Genomic DNA, 25,921 nt, shown 5'->3' with positions numbered 1-25,921 from the left:
GCTTTCATTATTAGTTAATATTTTTATTTCATTACCCGGTTTAGAATGTACACGACACTCCCAGGCTTATATTTATTCCTTTTTTATAATCATTCAGTATTACTTTCTCCCCGTTCTCGTTCGCTTTACGGCTTAACATATAAGAAGGGTTCAGCAAGTTACAAGCTTTCAGATTGAATGAAAGATATTTGTTCAGTCTGGTCTGGGATACAAAATCCAATGTCAGGATCCCCTGTTCTATCATGTCTTGATAACCCTGCGTACCAATGGTATATATCTTATCACTCACATAGTTTAGTACCAGTGTATTAACAAAACGGCACTCGCCTCTTGTAAAGTTATGAGAGAGATCGAAGTTGACAATCCACGGTGCAGCTCCTTCCAGTTGCGAACCGATAGTAACCGTTGCCAAAGGCATTTTTGCGTTTGTATAAATATAAGAGCCGTTCAATCCCAAAGAAAGTTTATTCATTCCGTTCGCAACATTACTCACCGGACTGACAAACAGATTTTTACGTATCTCCACTTCCACTCCGGCTACGGTTGCTTTATCTGCTATATTCTCATAAGAAAGATAACCTCCGGCACTTGCCACTTCTATACGGGATATCGGATGATCGATCTGTTTATAGAAAGCAGTGAAAGAAATCAATTCAGTCGGAGTAGGATTAAAGTCCCATTTCAAATCAAGGTTATAATTATCTGAAGGTTTCAGATTGGGGTTTCCCTGGCTGTTGAAATTCACACCGACATACCGGTAAGGAGATATTTCCTTGGCCTGTGGAAGCGTATACGTCTTACTGGCACCCAAGCGGAGCGAGTTTTTCCCATTCAATTGGTATTTGAGATTCAAGCTGGGCAAGAAATAATCTTTTTGAATGATATTATTTCCTTTAGAACCTCCACGATTCACATTGTAATCCACTTCAATATCAACCTTGTCATATTTCAGTCCTAAATTCACAATCCAGCGGGAAGTAAACTGCCAGGTAGCTTCGGCATAAGCGGAATGGATATTCTTTTTTACGGTATACTCATCAATGTTCTTTTGTATCTTGAACCAGTCGGAAGCAAAGTTTTCCTGATTATAATAATCATCAAGAGAGAAATCATCCCAAGAAGGGATGGCAGAAACGTGTCCTACGGTCAGATTATACTCCGTAGCTGTGAAATTATCGTCAACGAACCGACCTGTATATCCCAAACAGACATTCGAAATTTCTTCTATATTATCTTTCAGATGATAAACCAAGCCTGCTTTTACATTCAAGTCGTTTTCATCTAAAGTTGAGAAGTAGCGCTGTTGCGAGTTCCCTCTTAGCAACGTATAGCCATCTTCCGCTTTAGTCAGGTTATTGATACGGCGGTCCGGCTCATAACCTTTCACGATATTGTAGGAAGCACCAGCATCGAGACTTAATGATCTGGTCAATCCCCAGTTAGTCATCAACTGATTAACGATCAGCATATTGTCATTTGTTTGTTGGCGACGGGTGAATCCGAGGTTTCCATGGTCGTCACTAAAGGTCGAGTTCTTTCCTTTGTAATCGCCTACCGACTGGTTATTGGCATGAATCATCATCAAATTATAGCTGATGTGATGGCGGTTCTGCATATCAAAATCTACATTGGCAAGTGCCAGCTGACTGATATTCTCCGCATACTTCTTGCCATTCATATCTTTATAGACCGTACCGCTGGTAGTCGTATTACGCATAATTTCATCCGTATACTGATAGTCCGCCGTATATCCGGCAGTCAGGAAGAAAGAAAGCGGATTTTTTTCTTTCCCGACATAAAATCTTTTCCCCCCGGAAAGACTGTAACTCCGGTTGACTTGTAGATGTCGGGCGGAAGGGTCCAACTTGTTTTTGAAGCCCCATGAGTTCTCATCGACAGGTTCGGTGCGATTGGCAAAACCCATGAAGTTCACTCCATCCTGTTTTAGAAAATCAGCCGCTACAGTCTGTGTATTCAAACCACCGGAAATGCCAAATCCGAAGTTACTGCTACCAATTAGCTCTTTAGACACGATATCAATAGTTGCCCCTCCGACATCACTGCTACCTCCTGCATGGAATGCTTTATTTACACCTACAGACTGAATGAGGTCCGTACCGAAGAAATCAAGAGAGATATTCTTATATTCCGGATCTTCGGAAGGAAGAGCAAATCCATTAAAAGTAGTTGCATTGTACCGGTCTCCCAATCCACGGACAAAGACATTCTTCACTCCGTCTTGTTTAGACACTCCGGCAACTTTCGTCACAGCACCTTCTGCGTCCGAAACGCCCTTGCGGGAAAGTTCCCTGACACCGACAGATTGAACGGCAATCACTGCTTTTTGCTGTTCGAGTAACAGCATATTCTCATTTTCCCGGTTCTTCTTAGCTACAACCACCACATCGGAAAGTTCCTGTGTATCAGTTTCCAGTTCCAGATTCAAGATCACCAGCTTTCCATTCTCCACATGCACTTTATGACGCACTTCTGTTTTGTAACCTACATATTTAATCTCAACATCATACATACCTTCCAGAACCTCCACGCTGCTCAACTCGAAACTACCATCCATATCGGTCACTGCTCCGGCTTGAGTGCCAAGCAAACGTACCGTAGCCCCTATCAAAGGTTCCTTGGATAGTTTGTCTTTCACAACTCCTTTAATCTTGATGTTGGCAGCCCATACAGGAAGTACACACAACAGGCAAAAAAAGACCGCCACTGAAAATCGGATAAGAAACAATTTTTTCATCTAACTTTGCTCTATGTTTTAATTACACCGGCAAAGATAGAAGGTAGGTATTACAACCATAAAACGAAAAAAATACAATCTATTAAAAGAGTAATTACAAAATGATAACAAGATATCACCAACCGATTATCAATCTCTATTGTTTGATTAATTTTCTATCTTGACCCCTATCCGACGGAGGTCTGTTCCCGACGGATTCTGGAAGACGCGCAAATCGAATTCGGGAATAATAGCAAGCACATGATCGAAAACATCTGCCTGTATACCTTCATAAGCAACCCACACTTTATTGGCAGAAAAGAAATAAAGTTCCAACGGAATACCGGTTTCAGTAGGTTGGAGTTGGCGTACCATGCAGGTCATTTCCTGATTAACAGTGGGCAGACTCTTCAGATAATTGGTCAGGTAGGCCCGAAAAACTCCCAAGTTCGTTTGCCGGCGTCCATTCACTAATACAGAGTTGTCGATATGATGCTCTTTATTATATTCTTCCACGCCCTTTTCCGTTTCATCCACATAGTCTTTCAGTAGTTGTATCTTCCGGTACTTTTCCAACATCTCCGGCGTGCAGAAGCGTACACTGGTCATATCTATGTTGATGGAACGTTTCACACGGCGCCCACCGGATTCTTGCATACCCTGCCAGTTCTGAAAAGAATCACTAATCAACAGGTAAGGAGGAATGGTAGTGATTGTATTGTCGAAGTTACGCACTTTCACGGTGTTCAATGTTACTTCTATCACTGTACCGTCCGCACCATATTTCGGCATCGTGATCCAGTCGCCCACCTTTAACATATTATTAGCAGAAAGCTGGATGCCGGAGACAAATCCCATGATACTGTCTTTAAAAACCAACATCAGAACTGCGGCTGAAGCTCCCAATCCAGTCAACAACACCACAGGACTTTGCTTTATCAGAATACTGATAATAATGATAGCTCCAATAAAGAAGAGAATAACCTGTGCTGTCTGCAAAAGTCCCTTCAAAGGTTTGTCCTTATATTGCTCGCGCGCACTATATACCAGATAAACAGCCGTAAATAAAGCACTGAAGAAACGAAGAAAAACTGCAAGAATGTAAATCATGCAAAGTCGGCGAAGAAAATCGAGCAAAGCAGAATCCGCGTGCTCCGGAAATGCAATAGGAATAGCTATATAAATCAATATCGGCGCCACCATCCTGCTAAGGTTTGCCATCACTTTATCATTGAATACAATGTCATCCCAAGTGGCTTTCGTCTGTTTCACCAATTTAGCTACGGTACGCAGAATGATCTTGCGGCAAATCAAATTCGCCAGTAAAGCAACTCCAATAATAAGCAATAAGAGGATAAAGTTATCAATCTTATCCGCCCAAACTTCATTCACCCCTATTGAAAGCAGCGCATGGTTCACCCCCTTCATCACTGCATAACCAGCCTCTTCCGGTTGTCCATTTCCCAATGCCACACTCACAGTATCAACAACTTCCGTTACTTCTTTCATAAGCAATCGTCTCTCTTTTTTTAGTTTTTCTTTTATTTATGATTTCTGTTTCCCTCCCTCTTTGTTTTTCCCTTCTTCCAAATATTCACTAAGATCCTGGCGCAGCCAGTCGTAATGGAAGAGTCTTTTATAGGCTACGTTTTTCTTGAGCATGATCTCCACATTCACCTGGCTATTCTGATAACAGGTCAGTTCGTTTCTGAACTGTTCATTGTGTTCGGCCAGCCGCTTGATCTCCTGTTCCCGTTCGCGGCGAAGCACGGTACAGACAGGAATCAGAAGTTTCATTACCACATTATCCATCACATGATGTCCCTGCATATACAAGTAGGTGTTTTCCGGTACCAACCCCAGCTCTTTAAATTCAGCTCGCAACTCGTTCACCCGAATAATACTATGGGGAAATTTCCTTGTCAATTCGCCAAGCTTCTGATTAACCCGTTGTTGAAGCGATTCCAAGCTCTTCTCCGGATGCCGGATATTAATCTCTCGCAAAGAAGTATAGGCATGGAAATCGTACATCGGAAAAGTATAAGTATCCCGCTGGCGATAAAACCATACGTTCCAAAGGAAAAGCGGATATACGATTTCGGAATACTTCTTCAGGTAAGAGTTGAAATCAAAAATGGGGCGGTCATTCAATGTAGCCTGCACACATACTTCATGAAGACTTTCAGCAAAACAATGATAATTTTCAATGGCATAGGTGTAAGTCTGAAAAATATACCTATTCCGGTTGATCTTACGGGAGGTATTGGTGGTCCCCTGTAACAGGAAATCATAATCACTGTCAACGCAGGCTATCAAACTTCTCCCCAGTTCGGCTGTATTCAGCGTGTTCATAAGCACCATCTTTTTTCCTTTTGCCAGAGAAGTAGTCGAAGGAAGCATCACCTGGAAATAGTGTTCGTCATCTTCAAACTCTTCAAGCAATGTGCGCCAGAAAGCAATGTCGTCATAGCTTTCTACATAAGCGATGATACGTCGGCGTGCTCTCTTCGAATAAAGCTTATGGGCAGCATTGAAATAGGAAGAAGTCAGATTATCTCGTAGTGAAGTTGCCATTTGTACTATTACAGATTACGAATTACAGATTACTGTTGGAGGAATCCTTGTCAATCTTATGCCCTACGTTGGTGGATATATCAGTAACTTCCGTCACAGCATCCAGCCAGCCTTCCATAATGACAGCAGGAGAATGGGTTGTCAGGATTATCTGCACATTCGGATTCAGTTCACGTATCATGGCAATCAATTTTTGCTGCCATTCTATGTGAAGGGAAGCTTCCGGCTCGTCCATAAACAATACGCAATGGCTATTGTCCTGCACGAGTACAGTCAGCAGGATAACCAACATTTGCTTTTCACCGGACGACAGTTTATAAGGGAATAACAGTTCGCCATCCTGATAAAAAGCGATATCGTTCCGCTTCCGATCTATCTTTTTGCGTGTATAGCTGAACAGTTCGTCAATCATATCCTGAAAACGACGTTTGGCTACGGACAATGTGGCTGCTTTGCGACGCTCTTCTTCATCAGAGCTGGAAAGCACCTCGATCATCTTATTGCCAACATTGACCTGATAATCAAGATAACGGCGTTGCAACAGATAAAGTTGCCAGTCCAGTTCGGATTTTACATTTTTGTCCGCCATGCGGGCAGTGAAGTCCCCCATAATCAAAGGCCGGTCATAACTCCGGATTACATCATAAGGGATATAAGTTGCCCGGGGATTGTCAAAGAAGAGGCGCACGCCATTCTTTTCGTCGCTTTTCATTTCACCGGAGAGCTCTTCGAGGTATCCTACCGAACGGTTCAGAATGGTAGTCTTACCCACTCCGTTGATACCGGAGAGAATGTTCACATCGGGGCGTAAATCCCATCCTATATTAAAGCGTTCCCATAGTCCGTGTATTTCGATACGACGGATATAATTGGCTGATTGTTCCATATTATTCAAATTTAATCAAGGCAAATATAAACAAATCATACGATAAACGACTACCTTTGCAACCATTTTCTTATTCGACTGTTATTCTTAATAAGAAATAGATCAATTAATATCAACATGAACAAAAGTACAAATCTGCATGGTCATCTGTTTGCACTTATGGCAAACATCATGTGGGGATTGATGGCTCCCATTGGTAAATCAGCTCTTCAGGAGTTTTCCGCCATTTCTGTCACCACATTCCGCATGGTGGGAGCTGCTGCAGCTTTCTGGTTACTTTCTATATTCTGCAAGCAGGAACATGTGAATCATCATGATATGCTGAAAATCTTCTTTGCTTCACTGTTTGCATTGGTATTCAATCAGGGAGTATTTATCTTCGGGCTTTCCATGACTTCTCCCATTGATGCCTCTATCGTGACTACCACGCTACCGATTGTAACCATGGTGGTAGCAGCCATCTATCTGAAAGAACCCATTACCAATAAGAAAGTAATGGGAATCTTTATAGGTGCTATGGGAGCACTCATTCTCATTGTAAGCAGCCAGACAGGAAGCAATGGGAACAGAAGCCTGATTGGCGACTTGCTTTGTCTCGTTGCACAAATCAGTTTCTCCATTTACCTGACTGTATTCAAGGGATTGTCCCAACGATATTCAGCAGTAACGATTAATAAATGGATGTTCATTTATGCTTCGATGTGCTATATTCCGTTCTCCTATTATGATATTTCTACGATTCAATGGACTTCTGTTTCCACAATTGCTATCATACAGGTATTGTATGTTGTATTAGGAGGTAGTTTCCTCGCATATCTGTGTATCATGACCGCACAGAAACTGCTCCGTCCTACAGTAGTCAGCATGTACAACTATATGCAGCCGATCGTGGCTACAACTGCAGCAATCGCTATGGGTGTGGGAAGTTTTGGCTGGAAAAAAGGAATTGCTATTGCACTCGTATTCTTGGGAGTATATATTGTTACTCAAAGTAAATCGAGAGCTGATCTTGAAAAAGCAGAAAAACTTCATGCATAGCAGAAAATATTGCGAAAAAACATCATTACTTACACAACTTAAAGTCTTTACTCATTTAAAGTCTCATTTCAAATCTTCAAAATAAGTATCGAGCAAGCTTTTTGCAGCTGTAAATGAAGTCAGATTGCCTTTCAATACCTGCTGTTCTTTTTCCAACAACATCGCTTCAATTTTCGGATTATGATAGAAGCTGTCACGAAGCTTCTCATTGATGCTTTCATACATCCAATATTTACTTTGTTCGTTACGGTGATATTCAAAATAGCCATTTTCTTTGACAAAGTCAATATATTCATAAATCATATCCCATACTTCTTTGACACCCAGATTATAAAAGCCGGAATAAGTCAGCACTTTGGGAATCCACCCCGATTCCGGTGTAGGAAATAGATGCAATGCATTACGAAATTGAGTGGCAGCCAACTTGGCACGTTCCAGATTATCTCCATCCGCCTTATTGATAACAATGCCATCCGCCATCTCCATAATACCCCGCTTAATGCCTTGCAGTTCATCTCCTGTACCGGACAACTGAATCAACAGGAAAAAATCAACCATTGAGTGAACAGCCGTTTCACTCTGCCCCACTCCTACTGTCTCCACAAAAATCTTATCGAATCCGGCAGCTTCACAAAGAATAATCGTCTCACGTGTTTTACGTGCCACTCCCCCTAATGAACCAGCCGAAGGACTAGGACGGATAAACGAGTTTGGATGCACAGAAAGCTGCTCCATACGGGTTTTATCTCCCAAGATACTGCCTTTACTACGCTCACTACTAGGGTCAATAGCCAATACCGCCAACTTCCCTCCTTTTTTGAGCACGTGCAGACCGAATACATCTATCGACGTACTCTTTCCCGCACCGGGGACACCACTGATACCGATCCGAATCGAATTGCCGGAAAATGGCAAACACTTCTCGATAACTTCCTGCGAAACAGCCTGATGTTCGGGCTTTACGCTTTCAACCAATGTCACAGCCTGACTCAATATAGTGACATCTCCCTTTACGATACCTTCTACAAACTCTGCTACCGAAAGTTGACGTTTCTTAGGCTTCCGTTTCAAATAAGGATTCACAGATGAGGGTTGCTCAATGCCTTTATTGACAACGAGTCCCTTATATTCTTCACTATTTTCTGGGTGTTCCATAATAATAGGATTTAGCGTTTAATATTAATTTCGACTTTTGGACGTAACGGATCATTCGTGATCATCAAGATACGTAAATGATGTTTCTTGTTGCCTACGTCACGCTTACGAATGGTAACCTTGAGCTTCGTCATTCCATCCGGAGGAAGTACGGTCTTTTTCAGGCTCACTCCTACTGATGAATTGAATACCTGCAACTTACTGATAATTAACGGAGTTTTTCCCGCATTGGCAATCAAGATATTATAGCTTGCCTTACTCTTTTTTATCAATGGCACGCTGAGATCTATATCCGTTTCTGAAATGCGTATAGCAGGAGCATTCAGAGAATCTTTCTCCGTCATGCGTGAGAAATCGGGAAGCAGAATGGCCGAAACCGGAATTTCATTATCTTCACTCACCTTATCACCCGAGAAACGGGAAAGGTAAACAGATGTCTGTGTCAATCCGTAGTCTTTTAGCTGGCTTGCATCCAAAGTCAATTTAACAGTTCCTTTTTTGCCTTTCAACAAAACTTTAGGTTCCGCTTCCATTTTCAGATAAGGAGGCAGATGCATCAATACCGGTTCGTAGGGACGATCGGAAAGATTGGCAATGCTGAATGTCAGTGAAGGTTGCTGTCCATGATAGACATCGGGAAAAGCGAATTCATCGCGATCTAAACGGATATTCCCTATTGTATAAGGAAGTATCTTTGTATAATCTTTTATTTCCCGCACCACTTCACCGGTAAATTTCAGATAAACCAGACTCGGGTTGGCATTGCTATATATACCTACCGACTTTTCAAAATGACCTAACGCCTTTGCATCAAAAACAGCCTTTACTATTCCTTTTCCTCCGGGAACAATCGGTTCTTTTGTCCAGTCGGCCACGGCACAGGCACAAGAGGTAGTGACATTGGTCAGCACCAACGGTTGATTTCCCGTATTAGTGATGGTATATTCCACAGTCACCGGACGTTTCCACTCAATTTGTCCGAAGTTATGCATCTCTTTATTGGAAGAGATACGGGGTTGGGCAACGGCTGCCAAAACGACAGTAAACAAGGATAATATAAATAGCGAAGTACGTTTCATGCGATATTATTTAATTGGGTGCACAAATGTAGTTGTTTTAGATGAGTTTTTCATCACAGATTACACAGATTAACACAGATTGACAAGACACGTGAGCCCCATGCCTGAATATCAAATGTCTTGCGTTATTCTTTAATGCCAACCCTCATCGAGGCAGAATGTGAAGCATATTCCGGTGCGTATGCATATTGCATAGTTGCCAGACCTGTTTCATAAGTTCCTGCACGACTGACACGGTAACTATATTCCAATACATATACTCCTTTTCCTAAATGATCGAAGAAGAAATTGGTTGACGCATCTTTGATATCTACATAATAGCCTAGTCCGTTGTTCCAACGATAACCGGAAATGGTGCCGATCGGTTCGAAGCAAGCCCCCCGCTGATCTTTCAACTGTACAAAGTCCATCGGACGGTCTACACGGATACTCAAACGGGCAACCACTTTATCACCTACCTGGAGAACCGTCTTCGCTGTTACAGGCTGTAATTGAGGAGCGTTATTTACCATACGTTCCACATATAACTGTTTCTCTACATTTAACTCACCACCCTGCTGTTTCACATCACTGATGGGGGATTCAAATTCTGCATACACAGCTCCCCAGGCGATACCCGGATTTCTCTTTTCCACTTCAATCTTACGGGCATCCACCACATTCTTCTGTGTGAAAGAACGTTTGATATATCCCAATCCGGGAACAGTCGTTTTACTCGGAGCAACCGTTTCCAGTACTTCATTAGCAATTACAATCCGTACATCTCCCTGATGGTCCAGCAAGTTGACACCTTTCATCAGCAACGCAAATACCGCGTCGGCAGTAGCTACCGGAGAGTTCCATTGCTGTGTTTGCTTTTGCTTCAACAGCCAAAGTTTCATTTCTTCCATCGTATCGTTGTTACCCCCTACCTGTTCCAACGCTTCCATTACATCAACATGAGCCTGCATCTGCATTCCGCCCCATGCATACGGATTCTCGTTGAAAGCAAAGAACATTCCCTGTTCATCTGTCTTGGTCAGGAACTCTTTCAAAGATGAAACAAATTCCTGTGCCTCTTTCTTGCGTCCGGCTTTATCAAGTACAATAGCGGCAATCGCTTTCGTATCCATCGAAGGAGAAGTAAGCAGTTCTCCTACCTTAGAAAGATAATAGGTATAAGCAGCTTTATTGGTCGCAGGCACTTGCTCTCCCGAAATAGCGATGAGATACAAATATTGCAGAATACTACCCGAAACACCGGTAAACTTCACTCCTTCTTTCTGTGCTTTCAAGATTTCCTTATATTCGTCTAAAGCTGATTGATGAAGGTAAGTGAAAGCATTCTGTTGCAAAGAGAGAGCCGCTCCGCTCAATCTCTCACCTGTCAACATAGTCAGGCGGGCATTCAAACCGGCGATATAAGTTGTAACAGATCGGTTGCCGGTCATCCCTTTATACCATGACCATGCACCGTTTGAGTTCTGCAACTCCTGCAACCGGGTCAAAGCCGCGATATTATTGCTACGGATATTGTTCAAGTCAAACAAAGTGGCGATACGTTCTTTCTGTTGTTCTTCCGTCTGTGCTTCGAACACCCAAGGGGATTCGGCCAGAATGATGTTCTTCACTTCCTGATTCTTTTGCAGGTTACTCAAGAAGGTTTCCTTCGTACCTCCCTGCATTTTCCAACTTTCAAACACCGCCTTGATCTTCGGCTGACTGTTCATAATGAACGAAGCCAAGGTATTTGCATAATATGCCGTAGCCCAGGAGATCGCATTATTGCTTGTAGGAAGACTCAAAGAAGGCAATGCCTGAATAGCATACCAGGCCGGATTTCCTGTAAACTCAACAGTCAGTTTACGGTCGGTTACCGTTTTACTTTGTTGGTTGAACAGACGATCGAGTGAGAAAGTACGGGTTTCTTCTCCACGTACAGGCATGGGTAGTGTCTCTACCAGATGTTCCTTATTGCTAAGAACCGGAAGCAACTGTTGTTCTCCATCACTGAAAGTACCACTGTCAGCGATCATCCGGCATCCCAATATTTCGTATTTATCACTGACGGTAAACTGGAAGTTCACGCCCATCGTCTTTCCGGCAGCAAGGCTGAATTTCTGTTTTTGTGTGCTGATCACTTTCTCCGTCATCGGGTCAAAAAGAACCAGACTTACCGTTCCGGTTTGCAACTTACCGGTCATATTAGAAATAGAAGCTGCAAGAGAAGTCTTATCCCCCACACGTACAAAGCGGGGAAGATTAGGAGTCAGCATAAATTCCTTGCTCGTGGTGGCTTCACCGTCCAATGTTCCCATCAGCATCTCTTTCGTATGAGAATATCCACGGAAGTTCCAACGCGTCAGACTTTCGGGCATCGTGAAAGAGAATGAAATTTCTCCTTGTTCATTGGTGCGAAGTTGAGGATAGAAGAAAGCTGTTTCTGCAAGATTCGTACGCAGGTCGGCAGGAGCTTCGGGGAGCATTTCGTCATCAGAAACCTCATCCGCATTTTCTTCCATGGATACCTGTTCCGATTGGAATTCAACATCAGTCATGGCATCAGTAGCCATAGCAGATTTCATCATCGGCGCATTACTTCTTGAAGTCGCAACGTCCAATACCGAAACACTGCCTGTCAGCATCGTCTTTCTGGCCGATCCATATCCTCTCACCATTACTCCGGCCAAATTTCCTTCTAAAGCAATTCCGATACCATACCCCGGCTGCATCACAAAACGATCATACGCCAATCCCGGCACTTTGAGACTCTTTGTATTCCACCAGTAATTAAATGAATTATTTCCTGAATATCCGCTCATCCAATTAGAATATGGAACAATCCGGTTATAGAAGATTTGGAAATTCTGTTGACGGTTCCATATCTTATCCAGTGAAGCATCATACATCGTTGCCAGCATCTCTGCATTAGCGGCTCGTCCTTGTGGCGTTTTAATTGTCAGTTTCCATTCTTCCTTTTGTCCCGGACGTAATTTATCACGAAACACTTCCCACTTCATAGTCAACGTCTTTGCAGGAATTCGTTTGGTCAGCCGGACATGTTCTTGATAAACCTGTCCATCTCTTACCATACAGAAATTTACAAATACACCGTCACCATAACTCTCCTGATATGGATATTCGAAGCGAACAATCGTATCAGACAAGTTCAATGTCTTACTTTCCAACAATTTATCACCGGAAAATACATTCATCATCACATAAGCATCTTTCTTCGACGTACCAAAGCAGAACACAGCCGGATGAGTCGCATCAAATTCCACATTTTCTCCATAGAACCATACCATTGTTTCTACAGGCGGACGTTTATCCTCGACAGAGAAAAGAATCGTATGGATGTCGGCAGTTACTTCCTTACCCTGATTGTCTTTCACTGATGCTTTCAGTACATAAGGTCCCGACGGAAGATTCTTCCAGTCGAGCGTCATATTTTTATTAGAAGTAAAGGTTCCCGTTATAATAGCTTTCTCTTCTGTCTGTTTAAAATCCTTATCTTTGGCAGGATACAGGTAATAATCCCCCTTCACCTCCACAGGCTGTCCATTCAGATTCTGCACGTTAAACATTGTTTCGAACTGTTGATCCCTACAAGTCTTATCTTGCAATTCCACCTGCAAAACCAACGAACGGTTTCCAGCTGAAATCACATCCGTAGAAGACTGCGTTTCACCCGACACATTGGTAACAGTAGCTTCAATGGAATAGCGATAATATACTTTATCATCATTCTTATAAGAATCACTTTCCTGCAAGCGAACCGGTATCGTAAATTCTCCATTCTCATTGGCCGTCACTTCACCGGAAGCAATCTGCACAGATTCCGCAAACCGCCAAAGGCTGTATGCAGAACGCTTTACCGTATATCTCACCGGAAGGTCTTGAAGCAATACGCCATTGTAAGATTGCACCTTACCCTTCACTTGTATCTCATCACCAAGTTGGTAACTTCCCTGTTGCTTTTCAAAAGTGATGTCAAACGTCGGACGTTTATAATCTTCCACACGGATACTTGTACGGTCTCTTCCTGCCTTCAACGAGAACATTCCGTTCAGGCAAGCCGAAGGCAACACGAAATCAGTGGCAAACGAACCGAACTCATTGGTACGTACCGACTTCCGCCCTACTTCCTGATTGTTCGCATCCCATAAAGTCACCGTATATTCCTTGTTCGGGAGCACATTCGCCGTATCTGATTGTTGAGAATAGGCAATTCCCTTCACATACACCGTCTGTCCGGGACGATACAAAGAACGGTCAGTCAATAAAGTCATATTCTCCGCCACCTTGTCTTCGTCACCGTAATATCCGTAACTCCCTGCATAAATGCCTTGTTTCGGCATTGCTGTATCCGTGCCCTTGTAAGCTTTCAGATAGCGGTATTCAGATTTCCAGGGAAACACCACCTTGCCATCTTTGTCCGTTGTAAACTCCTGCAATACTTTTTCATCGTTACTATACATCGCAACTTTCGCATTCGAAATAGGATGTCCCGTCTGTCCGTCCAGCGCCACCACTTGATATTGTTTTTCCGGCAGACGACAAGTCAACACCTTGAAACGTGTTACATCAAACTTACTTTCACTGTCTCTCTTCGCACGAATATCCGGTATGATACGCATTACGTAAGCTCCAAGTTCGGGAGCTTTGAATGTAAACACCGTGTCCCGTGTCCGGTAATCTTCCGGGCGAATTACCGAGTAATGTTGTTCCTTTATCAGTTTCTTCGCCTGATAAATCCGGACGGTGAAGCCATCCAGATTCTTATGCGAGGCTCTTAGTTCTATCTCTTCATTCGGGAAAGCCTGATCTGCTGCAGTTACATTCAAATAAGGAGCCAATATCTCTTCCCGAAGATTTTTCAAAGCATTGATTCTGTCATATCCGGGATAAAGACGAATCGCTTCATCGCAAAGCTGCAATGCACTAATCTGCTGTTGCTTTTCAATAGCATAACGTGCTTGCACCAAGTACACTTCAGCACATATCGGATTCGAAGCATATTTACTTTTCAATGTATTCAAAGTTTTCAGATAAGTGTCATCCGTCAATACCGAAGACTCTCCCTTTACTTGAAGAGGGCGAATATACCGTTCCGCTCCCTGTTGCCATTCCAAATAGTTAAGTGCGGTCAATACATAGCCCTCTTTCAATTCGGTTGTTTTATAAGCAGAAAGCATATTTTCATAAATAGCCATTATATCCTGCTGTACCGGATCTACGGCGTTCGTTTCAGCATATCTGCCCAGTCTTTCCACTTGCGACAGAGCGTTAATACTACGGGAAGCTAATAAATGATAGAGATCATGGTGATAATATTCACTCGTTTTCCCCAGTTCTACGAAAGGGATATAGTCGCGTGAAGAAGTTTTGAGCAGCAATACAGAGTCAGTCAAGGCTTCTTTTACATTTGTCCGCACTTTCTCTACAAACATATTGGCAGTCCACTCACGTATATCTGCAGAAGGAGTTTGACCTACAATCTCTGTCCGTTGGCGAAGTTGCCATTGGTTGTCAGCTGCATAATTTGCATAAATTCCAGCTATCAGAGAATGCAAAATAGCACGGTCCATTGGTTGGTCGGATTGTTTCACCCACTGTTCCAGTCCCTTCAGACCAGCATAAAAACTATCAGGATTTAATATTTCCCGATACTTCATCCGCCACGTATATGCTTTGAACATCTGCGGAGAGTTTTTCTCTTTTTCCCCTTTCTGATAAATCTCATCAGTCAGTTTGATCACTGTCTTTGGCAAGCTTTTTTTCTCCGCTTGCTCCACTTCTTTCCATAATTTGTCGAACGTTTGTGCCTGTACTGTCGGAATCACTCCCAATCCTAATAGCACTATTATACAAATCTGCTTTACTTTCATAATCTTTCTAGTTTAAGTTCGCTATACGTCTCACTCTATAAAAGACAAAGTAAAGAAATAAAGTTTAAAGATTTGTTCTTTTTAGCTTAAAAAAAGCTTTATCAAGCTATCGGTTCTGTACTGTGTCCAACATTGGCTTATTAGCAAATTCGCTCTGTCTTTTTTATATAGAAAAAGTGGGGATATCGTCTTTAATAACGTATCCCCACTCCAAATCCAGTTAATGTACTTGTTATCATTTCTCAATTCTGTACCCCCATGAAAGCATTTCATTACGACCTACTTCACTAAGGATTTTCCTAATTAAAGAACTCATTTTCTTTGCCATAATCTCTAAATCTTTAAATTACTAATTCCTGAAAACTAAAAATAAAACTTACTTGTTTGGTTTAATATTAATTGTAGAATATCCCCAAACATGTACATCGGCTTCACCGATCTTTCTAAACAATCTTTTTAAACTTTTCATTTTGTTATCCTCTTAATTACATGTTATACAACACAAAAATACAGCCTTTGTTTATTCATCGCATCTAAAAAAGAGAGAATATTATGTTTTATAGCATATTTATTGATTTGCATCAATTAATTTATTTGTTATAACGCAAAATCGGCACAGATGCTATCATAAATATGACAAAAAGGCACAGACGGAATGTCATCTGTGCCTTCACTATAGTTACCTATATATAATAGGAGAAATTTATATAAAGAGAAATACGTTATTTCATTGGAGTTTGCTCCAAAGTTGCCACCAAGAAGTCATAGAACTTCTGTACAGTAGGAATCAATGCTCTTTCGTCCGGTGAATGCGGTGAGCGCAAAGTCGGACCAAAAGAAATCATATCCAATCCCGGAATAATAGCACCAATGATACCACATTCCAAACCTGCATGAATCACTTTCACCGCAGGTTCTGCACCAAACTGTTGCTTATAGGATGCCTTCATCGCGTGCAGAATCGGAGAATTAACATCAGGTTGCCAGCCGGAATACCCCCCTGTCATCTCGACTTTCATACCTGCCATAGAGAAGCAAGACTCCAAGCTAGTAGTCAGATACTCCTTCATGCTATTGCTCGAACTGCGAGCCAGAATCTTAATGGACGCCTTTCCTTCACCAATCGTGATAATAGCAAGGTTGGAAGAAGTCTCTACCGTATCCGGAACTGTAGGAATCATACGTGTCACACCGTTTTGACAAGCAAAGATTGCATCAATCAGATTGTCCTGAATTTCTTCGGGAACTTCACCCGCAGGAAGTTCCACACGCTCAGCTGTGAAACTGATCGGAGTTTCAATAGCCGAATATTCTTCATTAAACAAGTCTTCGCAATATTTCACCAAGCCCAGCACTTCTTCTTCATTTTCAGCCGGAATGGTAATAACCGCATGTGCCTCACGTGGGATAGCATTACGCATATTACCACCTTCCCAGCTAGCCAAACGAGCTTCATAACTGGCAACCGCTTCACGAACAAAACGAACCAACAACTTATTGGCATTGGCACGCCCTTCATTGATTTCCAATCCCGAATGTCCGCCACGCAATCCTTTCAAGGTTACTTTCACTGCAATATCTCCTTCCTCCGGAGCTACTTCCTTATATTCCAGAGTAGCAGTTACGTCCATACCTCCGGCACAACCAATATACAATTCACCCTCATCTTCAGAATCCAGATTCAACAGGATTTCTCCGTTCAGGGTACCCGGCTTCAAACCAAATGCACCATACATACCGGTTTCTTCATCTTTAGTAATCAGAGCTTCCAAAGGACCGTGTTTCAGATCTTTTGCTTCCAACACTGCCATAATAGCAGCTACTCCCAGTCCGTTATCCGCACCCAAAGTAGTACCTTTCGCTTTTACCCAGTCACCGTCTATATAAGTTTCAATCGGATCTTTCTCAAAATCGTGTACTGTATCATTGTTCTTCTGCGGAACCATATCCATGTGCGCCTGAAGAATTACACCTTTCCGGTTTTCCATCCCCGGAGTTGCCGGTTTACGAATAATTACATTACCCGCTTCGTCTACAAAAGACTCCAGTCCCAAGCCTTTTCCGAAACCTAGAAGAAATTCTGTTATTTTCTCCATATGTCCCGATGGACGAGGAATCTGTGTCAACGAATAAAAATGCTTCCACACATTCTGTGGAGCCAAAGAAAGAATAGTATTCATAATAAATATTTTAAAACGATTTTACATCTACTAATTAAACAGTGCCAAGTTATGGAAAAGTTTTCAGATAGCAAAGCACGTCAGCAAAAACATTTAAAAATACGCATTCTTAGCTAGATTTTCAACCCAGATGTCTACTGGCAAACGGTAGAGCAGCCAAACCATAGATGCCTAACAAAATAACCAGAAAGGTTTGGATTCCATGCACAATCAAGGCAAATATTCCGGCATCCGTCACACTTATCCCATAAAGCATCATCATAGAAATGATGGCAAAATGCCATGGTCCCGCCCCGTTAGGAGTAGGCACAATCACCGCAAACGTACCGCCCACAAACATAACCAAAGCAGCAAGAATACCCAAATGTACCGTAAAAGCAAAGCAATAGAACGTGAAATAGAAGTGAAGGAAATAACACGTCCAGATAGCCAATGTATAAAAAATAAAGAGAGGAATGTTACGCACTCCTTTTAAAGACATAATCCCCTCCCATATATTAAGCACAAAGCCTTTCACCCGCTCATAAAAGAACAGCGTTTTTCTTAAATAATAAAGAAGTGTCACCACACCTATCAAACAGAACAGGACGATATAGAACCATACAGAAGTCAGGAGATGGACAAGGGAAGGTATTTTTGTTCCGGTCTGCTGAAGAAAAGTGACGAATATCGGTAATTGAAGTAATACAGTAATGCCAGTGATGAGAAAAATAGTCAATGTATCGACCAACCGCTCCGTAACAACTGTTCCCAACGACTTGGCAAACGAGACGTTATCATATTTTGCCAATACCCCGCAACGGCTCACCTCCCCGATCCGGGGAACCACCAGACTGGCAGCATAAGAAATGAAGATAGCATTCACGCAATCGCTCTTTTTCGGGTAAGCATCCAACGGTTCCAGCGTCTGTCTCCACCTCCATCCACGAAAGACTTGTGCAAATACCCCGAACAATAATGAGAAGAGCATCCACCACCAATTTGTACCATGTAACAACACATCGCCCGCTTTTGCAAAATCAAAGTCGCGATACACCCAAAATAAAATAAAGCCGCCTAAAACAACCGGTAATATCAGTTTCAGCGTCTTTTTTAATAGTTTCTTCATCCTTAATTCTTCATTAGCTTCGCTGACACATTATTTATTTTTTAATAAATAGTGGTACGTTCTTCATTTAAAAGAATTACCTTTGTCAGCTGCAAAAGTAATTATTTAGCTGGTAAATGAAATTAGTAAAGCCTAAAAAGTTTCTCGGGCAGCACTTTCTAAAAGATCTGAAAGTTGCGCAAGATATTGCCGATACCGTCGACACGTTTCCCGAACTGCCTATTCTGGAGGTGGGACCGGGCATGGGAGTATTGACCCAATTTCTGGTAAAAAAAGATCGGTTGGTAAAAGTCGTAGAAGTTGACTATGAGTCGGTTGCCTATCTTCGCGAAGCTTATCCGTCGTTGGAGGACCACATCATTGAAGATGACTTTCTGAAGATGAAACTTCATCGGCTGTTCGACGGCAAGCCTTTTGTACTAACCGGTAATTACCCATACAACATCTCCAGCCAAATCTTTTTCAAGATGCTGGACAACAAAGATATCATTCCTTGTTGCACAGGGATGATTCAAAAAGAGGTAGCCGAACGCATTGCAGCCGGACCGGGCAGTAAAACTTACGGTATCCTTAGCGTATTGATACAGGCATGGTATAAAGTAGAATACCTATTCACAGTGAGTGAGCACGTGTTCAACCCACCTCCCAAAGTGAAAAGCGCTGTTATCCGCATGACGCGCAACGAGACCAAAGAGTTGGGATGTGACGAAAAACTATTCAAACAAGTCGTAAAAACAACTTTCAACCAACGACGCAAAACATTACGCAACTCTATCAAACCAATTTTAGGCAAAGATTGTCCACTCATGGAGGATATATTATTTAATAAACGCCCGGAGCAACTATCGGTAGTAGAATTTATCGATTTGACCAACAAAGTGGAAGAAGCATTAAAAACTGCAGGAAACAACCAACAACCGACCGACGGGCAGCAATGGACAGAAAACTAAATTTTGTAATTCGTAATTTGTAATTGACAACAATGAACGAGGAATACATTGACAACGTTAAACACCTTATTGAGCAAAAAGATGCTGATACGGTAAAAAGCCTTCTCATCGACCTCCATCCGGCCGACATTGCCGAATTGTGCAATGATCTGAATCCGAAAGAGGCCAAGTTCGTCTATCGCCTGCTCGATAACGAAATAGCCGCTGATGTGCTTGTCGAGATGGATGAAGACGCTCGTAAAGAGCTGCTCGAAATGCTTCCTTCGGAGACAATCGCCAAACGCTTTGTTGACTACATGGATACGGATGATGCCGTAGACCTGATGCGTGAGCTCGATGAAGATAAGCAAGAAGAGGTGCTTTCTCACATCGAGGACATCGAACAGGCAGGTGATATTGTCGACTTGCTGAAATACGACGAAAATACTGCCGGTGGTTTGATGGGTACGGAAATGGTGCTCGTCAACGAGAACTGGAGTATGCCAGAATGCCTGAAAGAAATGCGCCAACAGGCAGAAGAGCTGGACGAAATTTATTATGTATATGTCATCGATGACGACGAACGTCTACGAGGTATCTTCCCGCTCAAAAAGATGATTACTTCTCCTTCTGTATCCAAAGTGAAACACGTGATGCAGAAAGATCCGATTTCCGTGCACGTTGATACCCCTATCGACGAAGTGGTACAGGCGATCGAAAAGTATGACTTGGTAGCCATTCCCGTTGTCGACAGTATCGGCCGGCTTGTGGGACAAATCACCGTTGACGACGTCATGGATGAAGTTCGTGAACAATCAGAACGTGACTATCAGTTGGCATCCGGTCTTTCGCAAGACGTAGAAACAGATGATAATGTATTCAGACAGACCACAGCCCGCCTTCCATGGTTGTTGATCGGCATGATCGGTGGAATCGGCAATTCCATGATATTAGGAAATTTCGATGCCACTTTTGCCGCTCATCCCGAAATGGCACTATACATCCCACTGATCGGTGGTACAGGAGGGAATGTAGGAACGCAATCTTCTGCTATCATCGTACAAGGACTGGCTAACAGTTCGCTGGACGCTAAAAATACATTCAAGCAAATAACCAAGGAAGCTGTAGTAGCTTTAATTAACGCCACTATTATTTCCTTATTAGTATATACCTACAACTTCATCCGGTTCGGAGCAACGGCTACGGTCACCTATTCCGTATCTATCAGTCTGTTTGCCGTGGTCATGTTTGCTTCCATCTTTGGAACACTGGTACCAATGACACTGGAGAAGCTGAAAATTGATCCTGCCATTGCAACAGGACCGTTTATTGCCATAACAAATGACATCATCGGGATGATGTTGTACATGGGAATAACTGTTTTATTGTCATAAAAGCACGATAAATAAAAAAAAATAAGCAAAATAGTATGAAGTAATCGTTTTATTTCATTAATTTGTGACCCAAAACTAATATACAATGATGGACGCTCGAGACACTAATCTGCCCTTGAACCAAGGGGAATTAGAAGAAGAAAAGAAAACAGCCGAGGTTTCTGAAGCTATTACAGAGACTCCGACTGCAGAAGTGACTGCCGAAGTTCAACCTGAAGCAGTTCCTAAACCTGTCACTAAGGAAGAGGTACTAAACCAGCTGAAAGAGCTTGCGCAAGACGCTGAAAATGCGAACAAACAGGAAATAGACAATCTGAAACAATCATTCTACAAGTTACATAATGCCGAATTAGAAACGGCTAAAGTACAGTTTACAGACAACGGTGGAAACCTGGAAGATTTTGTTGCTCAAGAAGACCCGACAGAAGAAGAATTCAAACGCCTGATGGGAGTCATCAAGGAAAAACGCAGTAAGCAGATTGCCGAACTGGAACGCCAGAAGGAAGAAAACCTACAAGTGAAACTTTCTATTATCGAAGAGCTGAAAGAATTGGTAGAATCCGGAGATGATGCCAACAAATCCTATACGGAATTCAAGAAACTACAACAGCAATGGAATGACACCAAATTGGTACCTCAAGGCAAAGTGAATGAGCTTTGGAAAAACTATCAATTATATGTAGAGAAGTTCTACGATTTATTGAAACTGAACAATGAGTTCCGTGAATACGATTTCAAAAAGAATCTGGAAATCAAAACTCACCTCTGCGAAGCTGCCGAAAAGTTGACTGACGAGGAAGATGTTGTCTCCGCTTTCCATCAACTTCAGAAATTACATCAGGAGTTCCGCGATACAGGTCCGGTAGCCAAAGAACTGCGCGACGAAATCTGGAATCGATTCAAAGTTGCTTCTACTGCAGTTAACCGACGCCATCAACAGCACTTCGAAGCATTGAAAGAAGCCGAACAGCACAATTTGGATCAGAAAACCGTAATCTGTGAAATCGTTGAAGCGATTGAGTATGATGAATTGAAAACATTCTCGGCTTGGGAAAATAAGACTCAGGAGGTAATTGCCCTGCAAAATAAATGGAAAACCATCGGTTTTGCACCCCAAAAGATGAATGTGAAGATCTTCGAACGTTTCCGTCGTGCCTGCGATGATTTCTTCAAGAAGAAAGGAGAATTCTTCAAGAGCCTGAAAGAAGGGATGAACGAAAATCTGGAAAAGAAGAAAGCACTCTGCGAAAAAGCAGAAGCTTTAAAAGATAGCACAGACTGGAAAGTGACTGCCGACACACTGACCAAACTTCAAAAGGAGTGGAAGACCATCGGACCGGTAGCCAAGAAACATTCGGATGCCATCTGGAAACGTTTTATCACAGCTTGCGACTACTTCTTTGAACAAAAAAACAAGGCAACTTCTTCACAACGTTCTGTCGAAACAGAAAATCTGGAAAAGAAGAAAGCGTTGATAGAAAAGCTATCCGCAATCGATGAGAACATGGATACTGAAGAAGCAATCAGCTTGGTTCGGGATTTGAAGAAAGAGTGGAATTCCATCGGTCATGTGCCGTTCAAAGAAAAAGATAAGCTATACAAGCAATATCACGGATTAATCGACCAGCTATTCGACCGTTTCAATATCAATGTTTCCAACAAAAAGTTAAGTAACTTCCGTTCGAATATCAGCAACATCCAAGAAGGTGGCACCCAATCTCTATACAGAGAACGTGAGAAACTGGTGCGTACTTATGAGAATATGAAGAATGAACTTCAGACTTATGAGAACAATCTGGGCTTCCTGACCTCTACTTCCAAGAAAGGCAGCAGCCTACTGACCGAGCTGAACCGCAAAGTAGACAAACTGAAAGCAGACTTGGAACTGGTATTGCAAAAAATAAAAGTAATCGACGAATCAATAAAAGCAGAAGAATAATCTCCCGTCTGATTTAAAGAAACATAAGAAACAGGTTTTATGTCCGCTGGAGCCATAAAACCTGTTTGTTTTTCTACCCCACAAAATGACAGTCCATTTAAGATTTATTTCGAAAGCATCAACCTTACGGCTTTTCACACCCAATTCCCATTTCTCCTGACTATACCAATCGAGCCGACCTCACACACAACCTTCCGACTACACATCTCTTGCTATTCTCTATAAAAGATTGTACTTTTGCCATCATTTTATCAATCAACAATTTAAATAAATGATCTTCATACACAATTTATTGCTCACTCTGGGACGTGGAATAGGACAAGTGATGTTTCAGAATAATGCGTTATCCGGATTATTCATGCTAATCGGAATCTTTCTAAACTCATGGCAAATGGGAATACTAGCAGTCTGCGGCACTATAATAAGTACACTGACAGCCTATTTTTCGGGATATAAGCATGATGATATAAAAAATGGATTATACGGATTTAATGGAGCGTTAGTAGGTATAGCAGTTGGCGTATTTCTACCATTATCGATAGGAAGTTTAATCATGTTGATTATCGCTTCGGCCCTTTCCACATGGATTGCCTATTTTTTCAGCCGGCAACGTTTGCTCCCCGGCTTTACCGCTCCTTTCATTCTTGCCGTATGGGGAATGTTGGGAGTTTGCAGCTGGCTTATACCAGATTCACTACTAGTTTCCGATACGGCTATTGATACCATACAGAATATCGATTATTTCCAAGCCTTCTGTTTGGATATAGGGCAAGTCATGTTTCAGGGAAATACAGTTCTCTCCGGATTATTTTTCCTTATAGGTATTTTGATTAATTCTCGAAAGGCAACTCTCTATACCATCTTAGGAGCGCTTCTTCCCATTCCTCTAGCCATTTTACTTGAAGTGGATGCAACAAACTTAAATGCCGGATTAATGGGCTATAATGGTGTATTATGTGCCATCGCTTTAGGAGGGGCGACCTGGAAAAGTGGAGTATGGGCAGGATGCTCTGTCTTACTGTCGACCGTATTACAAATTCTAGGAATGAGTTTGGGTATCCCTACCTTAACCGCTCCCTTTGTTATATCTGTATGGATCATAATAATGATACAAAAAGTAATCAGATTAGCTAGTAAGACAGTTCGTACTAATAAGTCAGACGAACACCGGCTTGTATGTTGAAGTTTAACGGATTCTCCTTACGTATCGTTTGTATATCGGAGCCATCATTGAAATAATAAGCGACACCCGGTTCCACGTAAATACCCAAACGTTTCGTTGCATTGATCTGCATACCTACGCCACCGGATACCGAGAACTGCAAAGGTTTCACTGTTTCTTTTTCAGATCCCAGCTTGCCATAAACACATTTCTCAACCATACCTCCACCGGAGACATAAAGATTGACGAATTTCTTATCCAGGAAACTCCAGTTGGCACGCAGTGGGATACCGATATAATGTAGTTTCTGTTCTATCTGTTGTTCTTCTCCTGCCAGTTTTACATCCGAAAGAAGCAGCGTATAAGTCAGTCCTGTCTCAAGGGAGAATCCTTTAGCTAAACCTTTACGAACAGACAATCCGAAAGAGATAGGCTGATGATGTTTTATATCAACCACCTGTTTTGCCTGACGCAGATAAGGTACTCCATCTTTGAAGACCACCGTTTGGTCATTAGGAATCGTCTCCATCAAACCGTTGGAAACTGAAAGCATACTCAAACGAGACATATAAGCATGAGATCCGGCACCCACTTCTGTCAAAGCACCTCCTGAATTCCCCACTGAGAGTCCCATTGACCATGTCCCTTTTTGCGAAGCTCTTTTTTCTGTCGGAATATGAAGTTTGTCTTTACCGGAAGGACGATGCGGTCTGTTATTCAATCGCTCTGTATCCTGTACCTGCCCCCGGCTGGCGGTTGCAGAATCATTCTCGTTACCGATTCTTGATGGATCTGCACTCGTCGTCTGCTCCGTATGATTCCTGTCGACTTTCGCCAAACGATCTTCACGAGTTATCGGTCGTAAGACAGGTTCCACAACGGTTCCCTGCATATCCGATTGTTGCCCTCCCGGCAATCCATCGGGAGTAGAAGCTAATGCCGGAGTCTGTATATGGCGTATTTCATCCGCAGCGGGTGTCCCTAGAAAATACAGACTTACTGACGAAACGACAGCTAATATCAGAATAGCCGCAACAGCCATCATCCATTTTCGATAAGGATATATTTTCTTCTCCACAGGATACATAAGCTCTTTCTCCAGTTGTTCCCAACCGGAAGCAGGTATCGGCTCGGAATAATCCGCGAGCTTCTCCTTCAACTTATTCATCCACAATCCTTTCTCTTTCATCTCTATCTATCCATTATGCGTTATCCATTCTTTTACTCTTTTTGCTAATACACTCTTCGCACGAAACAGTTGCGAGGCTGAGGATTTTTCATTGATACCTAATACCTGCGCGATTTCTTTATGCGATTTGTCTTCAAATGTATAAAGGTTGAACACTGTACGATAACCGACGGGCAACTCTTCAATAAACTGCATCAACACATCTTGTGGAATCTCTTCTACATCAGAAGCATCCGGCTCTTCATACTCTTCGGGAAACTCTTCAAGAGGTGTCGACTGATTGATTACATCATTTTTCCGAAGATACTGTAAGGCTGTGTTGACCATCACCCTTTCCATCCAGGCTCGCAAGGAGCCTTCTCCTCTCCAGGTGAACTTATCGAACGAATCGAATATCTTTAAAAAACCGTCGTGAAGCAGATCCTGGGCTGTATCCCGGTCGCCGGCATAACGTAGACAGATGCCAAGCATACGCCCTGCATACTGCTCGTACAGTTCCTTGCGGGCCCGGTTATTACCCTGCCTGCATTGTTCCGACAACTCTATTTCTTCCATTCTCTTATACACGTGTTTACCTTAAAAATGCAGCAAAGATAGAAATACTGCATAGAGAGAACAACTCTTTTATTACTTTTGTTTCTTTAACAGATCCGAATGCAATATATTCTATCTCCCTGCATTTTC

The 25,921-nt window shown here is 42.3% G+C and carries 16 protein-coding genes; 5 read left to right on the top strand and 11 right to left on the bottom strand.

Annotation, left to right across the window (positions count from 1 at the left end):
• Nucleotides 1-40 precede the first annotated feature (40 nt).
• From AB9N12_RS11385 to AB9N12_RS11370, 4 genes are all read right to left on the bottom strand, one after another.
• On the bottom strand, nucleotides 41-2,755 hold the full coding sequence (locus AB9N12_RS11385) for a TonB-dependent receptor domain-containing protein (RefSeq protein ID WP_369892176.1): 2,715 nt from the start codon (nucleotides 2,753-2,755) through the stop codon (nucleotides 41-43).
• Nucleotides 2,756-2,902: 147 nt separating this feature from the next.
• Entirely contained in the window at nucleotides 2,903-4,243 is a 1,341-nt protein-coding gene (locus AB9N12_RS11380) for a mechanosensitive ion channel family protein (protein ID WP_369892175.1), read from the bottom strand.
• Nucleotides 4,244-4,279: 36 nt separating this feature from the next.
• The gene (locus tag AB9N12_RS11375) at nucleotides 4,280-5,308 is read right to left on the bottom strand and encodes a DUF4435 domain-containing protein (protein WP_369892174.1); all 1,029 of its coding nucleotides are present in this window, start codon (nucleotides 5,306-5,308) and stop codon (nucleotides 4,280-4,282) included.
• A gap of 22 nt (nucleotides 5,309-5,330) precedes the next feature.
• Nucleotides 5,331-6,194, bottom strand: coding sequence for an AAA family ATPase (locus tag AB9N12_RS11370; protein WP_369892173.1), 864 nt, complete (start codon nucleotides 6,192-6,194; stop codon nucleotides 5,331-5,333).
• Between the two features lie 117 nt (nucleotides 6,195-6,311).
• On the opposite strand from AB9N12_RS11370, the gene AB9N12_RS11365 reads away from it, so the two are divergent.
• On the top strand, nucleotides 6,312-7,232 hold the full coding sequence (locus AB9N12_RS11365; RefSeq protein WP_369892172.1) for a DMT family transporter: 921 nt from the start codon (nucleotides 6,312-6,314) through the stop codon (nucleotides 7,230-7,232).
• A gap of 63 nt (nucleotides 7,233-7,295) precedes the next feature.
• Here AB9N12_RS11365 and meaB read toward each other — a convergent pair whose 3' ends face one another.
• From meaB to AB9N12_RS11340, 5 genes are all read right to left on the bottom strand, one after another.
• Nucleotides 7,296-8,387 carry a methylmalonyl Co-A mutase-associated GTPase MeaB gene (meaB, locus tag AB9N12_RS11360; RefSeq protein ID WP_369892171.1) on the bottom strand — a complete coding sequence of 364 codons (1,092 nt, stop codon included), beginning with the start codon at nucleotides 8,385-8,387 and terminating at the stop codon, nucleotides 7,296-7,298.
• An 11-nt stretch (nucleotides 8,388-8,398) separates the two neighbouring features.
• Nucleotides 8,399-9,466 (bottom strand): DUF1573 domain-containing protein, encoded by a 1,068-nt coding sequence (locus AB9N12_RS11355; RefSeq protein ID WP_369892170.1) that lies wholly within the window; start codon nucleotides 9,464-9,466, stop codon nucleotides 8,399-8,401.
• 125 nt (nucleotides 9,467-9,591) lie between these two features.
• Entirely contained in the window at nucleotides 9,592-15,336 is a 5,745-nt protein-coding gene (locus AB9N12_RS11350) for an alpha-2-macroglobulin family protein (protein WP_369892169.1), read from the bottom strand.
• A gap of 722 nt (nucleotides 15,337-16,058) precedes the next feature.
• Nucleotides 16,059-17,516, bottom strand: coding sequence for an aminoacyl-histidine dipeptidase (locus tag AB9N12_RS11345; RefSeq protein WP_369892168.1), 1,458 nt, complete (start codon nucleotides 17,514-17,516; stop codon nucleotides 16,059-16,061).
• Between the two features lie 121 nt (nucleotides 17,517-17,637).
• Nucleotides 17,638-18,624: a lysylphosphatidylglycerol synthase transmembrane domain-containing protein gene (locus AB9N12_RS11340; protein ID WP_369892167.1), complete on the bottom strand. Its 987-nt coding sequence runs from the start codon at nucleotides 18,622-18,624 to the stop codon at nucleotides 17,638-17,640.
• A gap of 116 nt (nucleotides 18,625-18,740) precedes the next feature.
• On the opposite strand from AB9N12_RS11340, the gene rsmA reads away from it, so the two are divergent.
• From rsmA to AB9N12_RS11320, 4 genes are all read left to right on the top strand, one after another.
• A complete protein-coding gene (gene rsmA / locus AB9N12_RS11335; protein WP_369892166.1) occupies nucleotides 18,741-19,574 on the top strand; it encodes a 16S rRNA (adenine(1518)-N(6)/adenine(1519)-N(6))-dimethyltransferase RsmA in 834 nt (277 codons plus the stop codon).
• 32 nt (nucleotides 19,575-19,606) lie between these two features.
• Nucleotides 19,607-20,947 (top strand): magnesium transporter, encoded by a 1,341-nt coding sequence (mgtE, locus tag AB9N12_RS11330; protein ID WP_369892165.1) that lies wholly within the window; start codon nucleotides 19,607-19,609, stop codon nucleotides 20,945-20,947.
• Nucleotides 20,948-21,032: 85 nt separating this feature from the next.
• Nucleotides 21,033-22,886 carry a DUF349 domain-containing protein gene (locus tag AB9N12_RS11325; protein WP_369892164.1) on the top strand — a complete coding sequence of 618 codons (1,854 nt, stop codon included), beginning with the start codon at nucleotides 21,033-21,035 and terminating at the stop codon, nucleotides 22,884-22,886.
• Nucleotides 22,887-23,157: 271 nt separating this feature from the next.
• The gene (locus AB9N12_RS11320) at nucleotides 23,158-24,069 is read left to right on the top strand and encodes an urea transporter (RefSeq protein WP_369892163.1); all 912 of its coding nucleotides are present in this window, start codon (nucleotides 23,158-23,160) and stop codon (nucleotides 24,067-24,069) included.
• Here the strand turns inward: AB9N12_RS11320 and AB9N12_RS11315 are convergent.
• Nucleotides 24,035-25,237: an outer membrane beta-barrel protein gene (locus AB9N12_RS11315; protein WP_369892162.1), complete on the bottom strand. Its 1,203-nt coding sequence runs from the start codon at nucleotides 25,235-25,237 to the stop codon at nucleotides 24,035-24,037. The genes AB9N12_RS11320 and AB9N12_RS11315 overlap by 35 nt on opposite strands.
• 6 nt (nucleotides 25,238-25,243) lie before the next feature.
• Complete coding sequence (locus tag AB9N12_RS11310; protein ID WP_369892161.1) at nucleotides 25,244-25,792, bottom strand: RNA polymerase sigma factor; 549 nt, start codon at nucleotides 25,790-25,792, stop codon at nucleotides 25,244-25,246.
• Nucleotides 25,793-25,921 lie beyond the last annotated feature (129 nt).

Source organism: Bacteroides sp. AN502(2024), from assembly GCF_041227145.1.
In the GTDB taxonomy this organism is placed as follows: domain Bacteria; phylum Bacteroidota; class Bacteroidia; order Bacteroidales; family Bacteroidaceae; genus Bacteroides.
The sequence above is the reverse complement of the archived record's forward strand: the minus strand, read 5'-3'. Positions and strand labels throughout refer to the sequence as shown.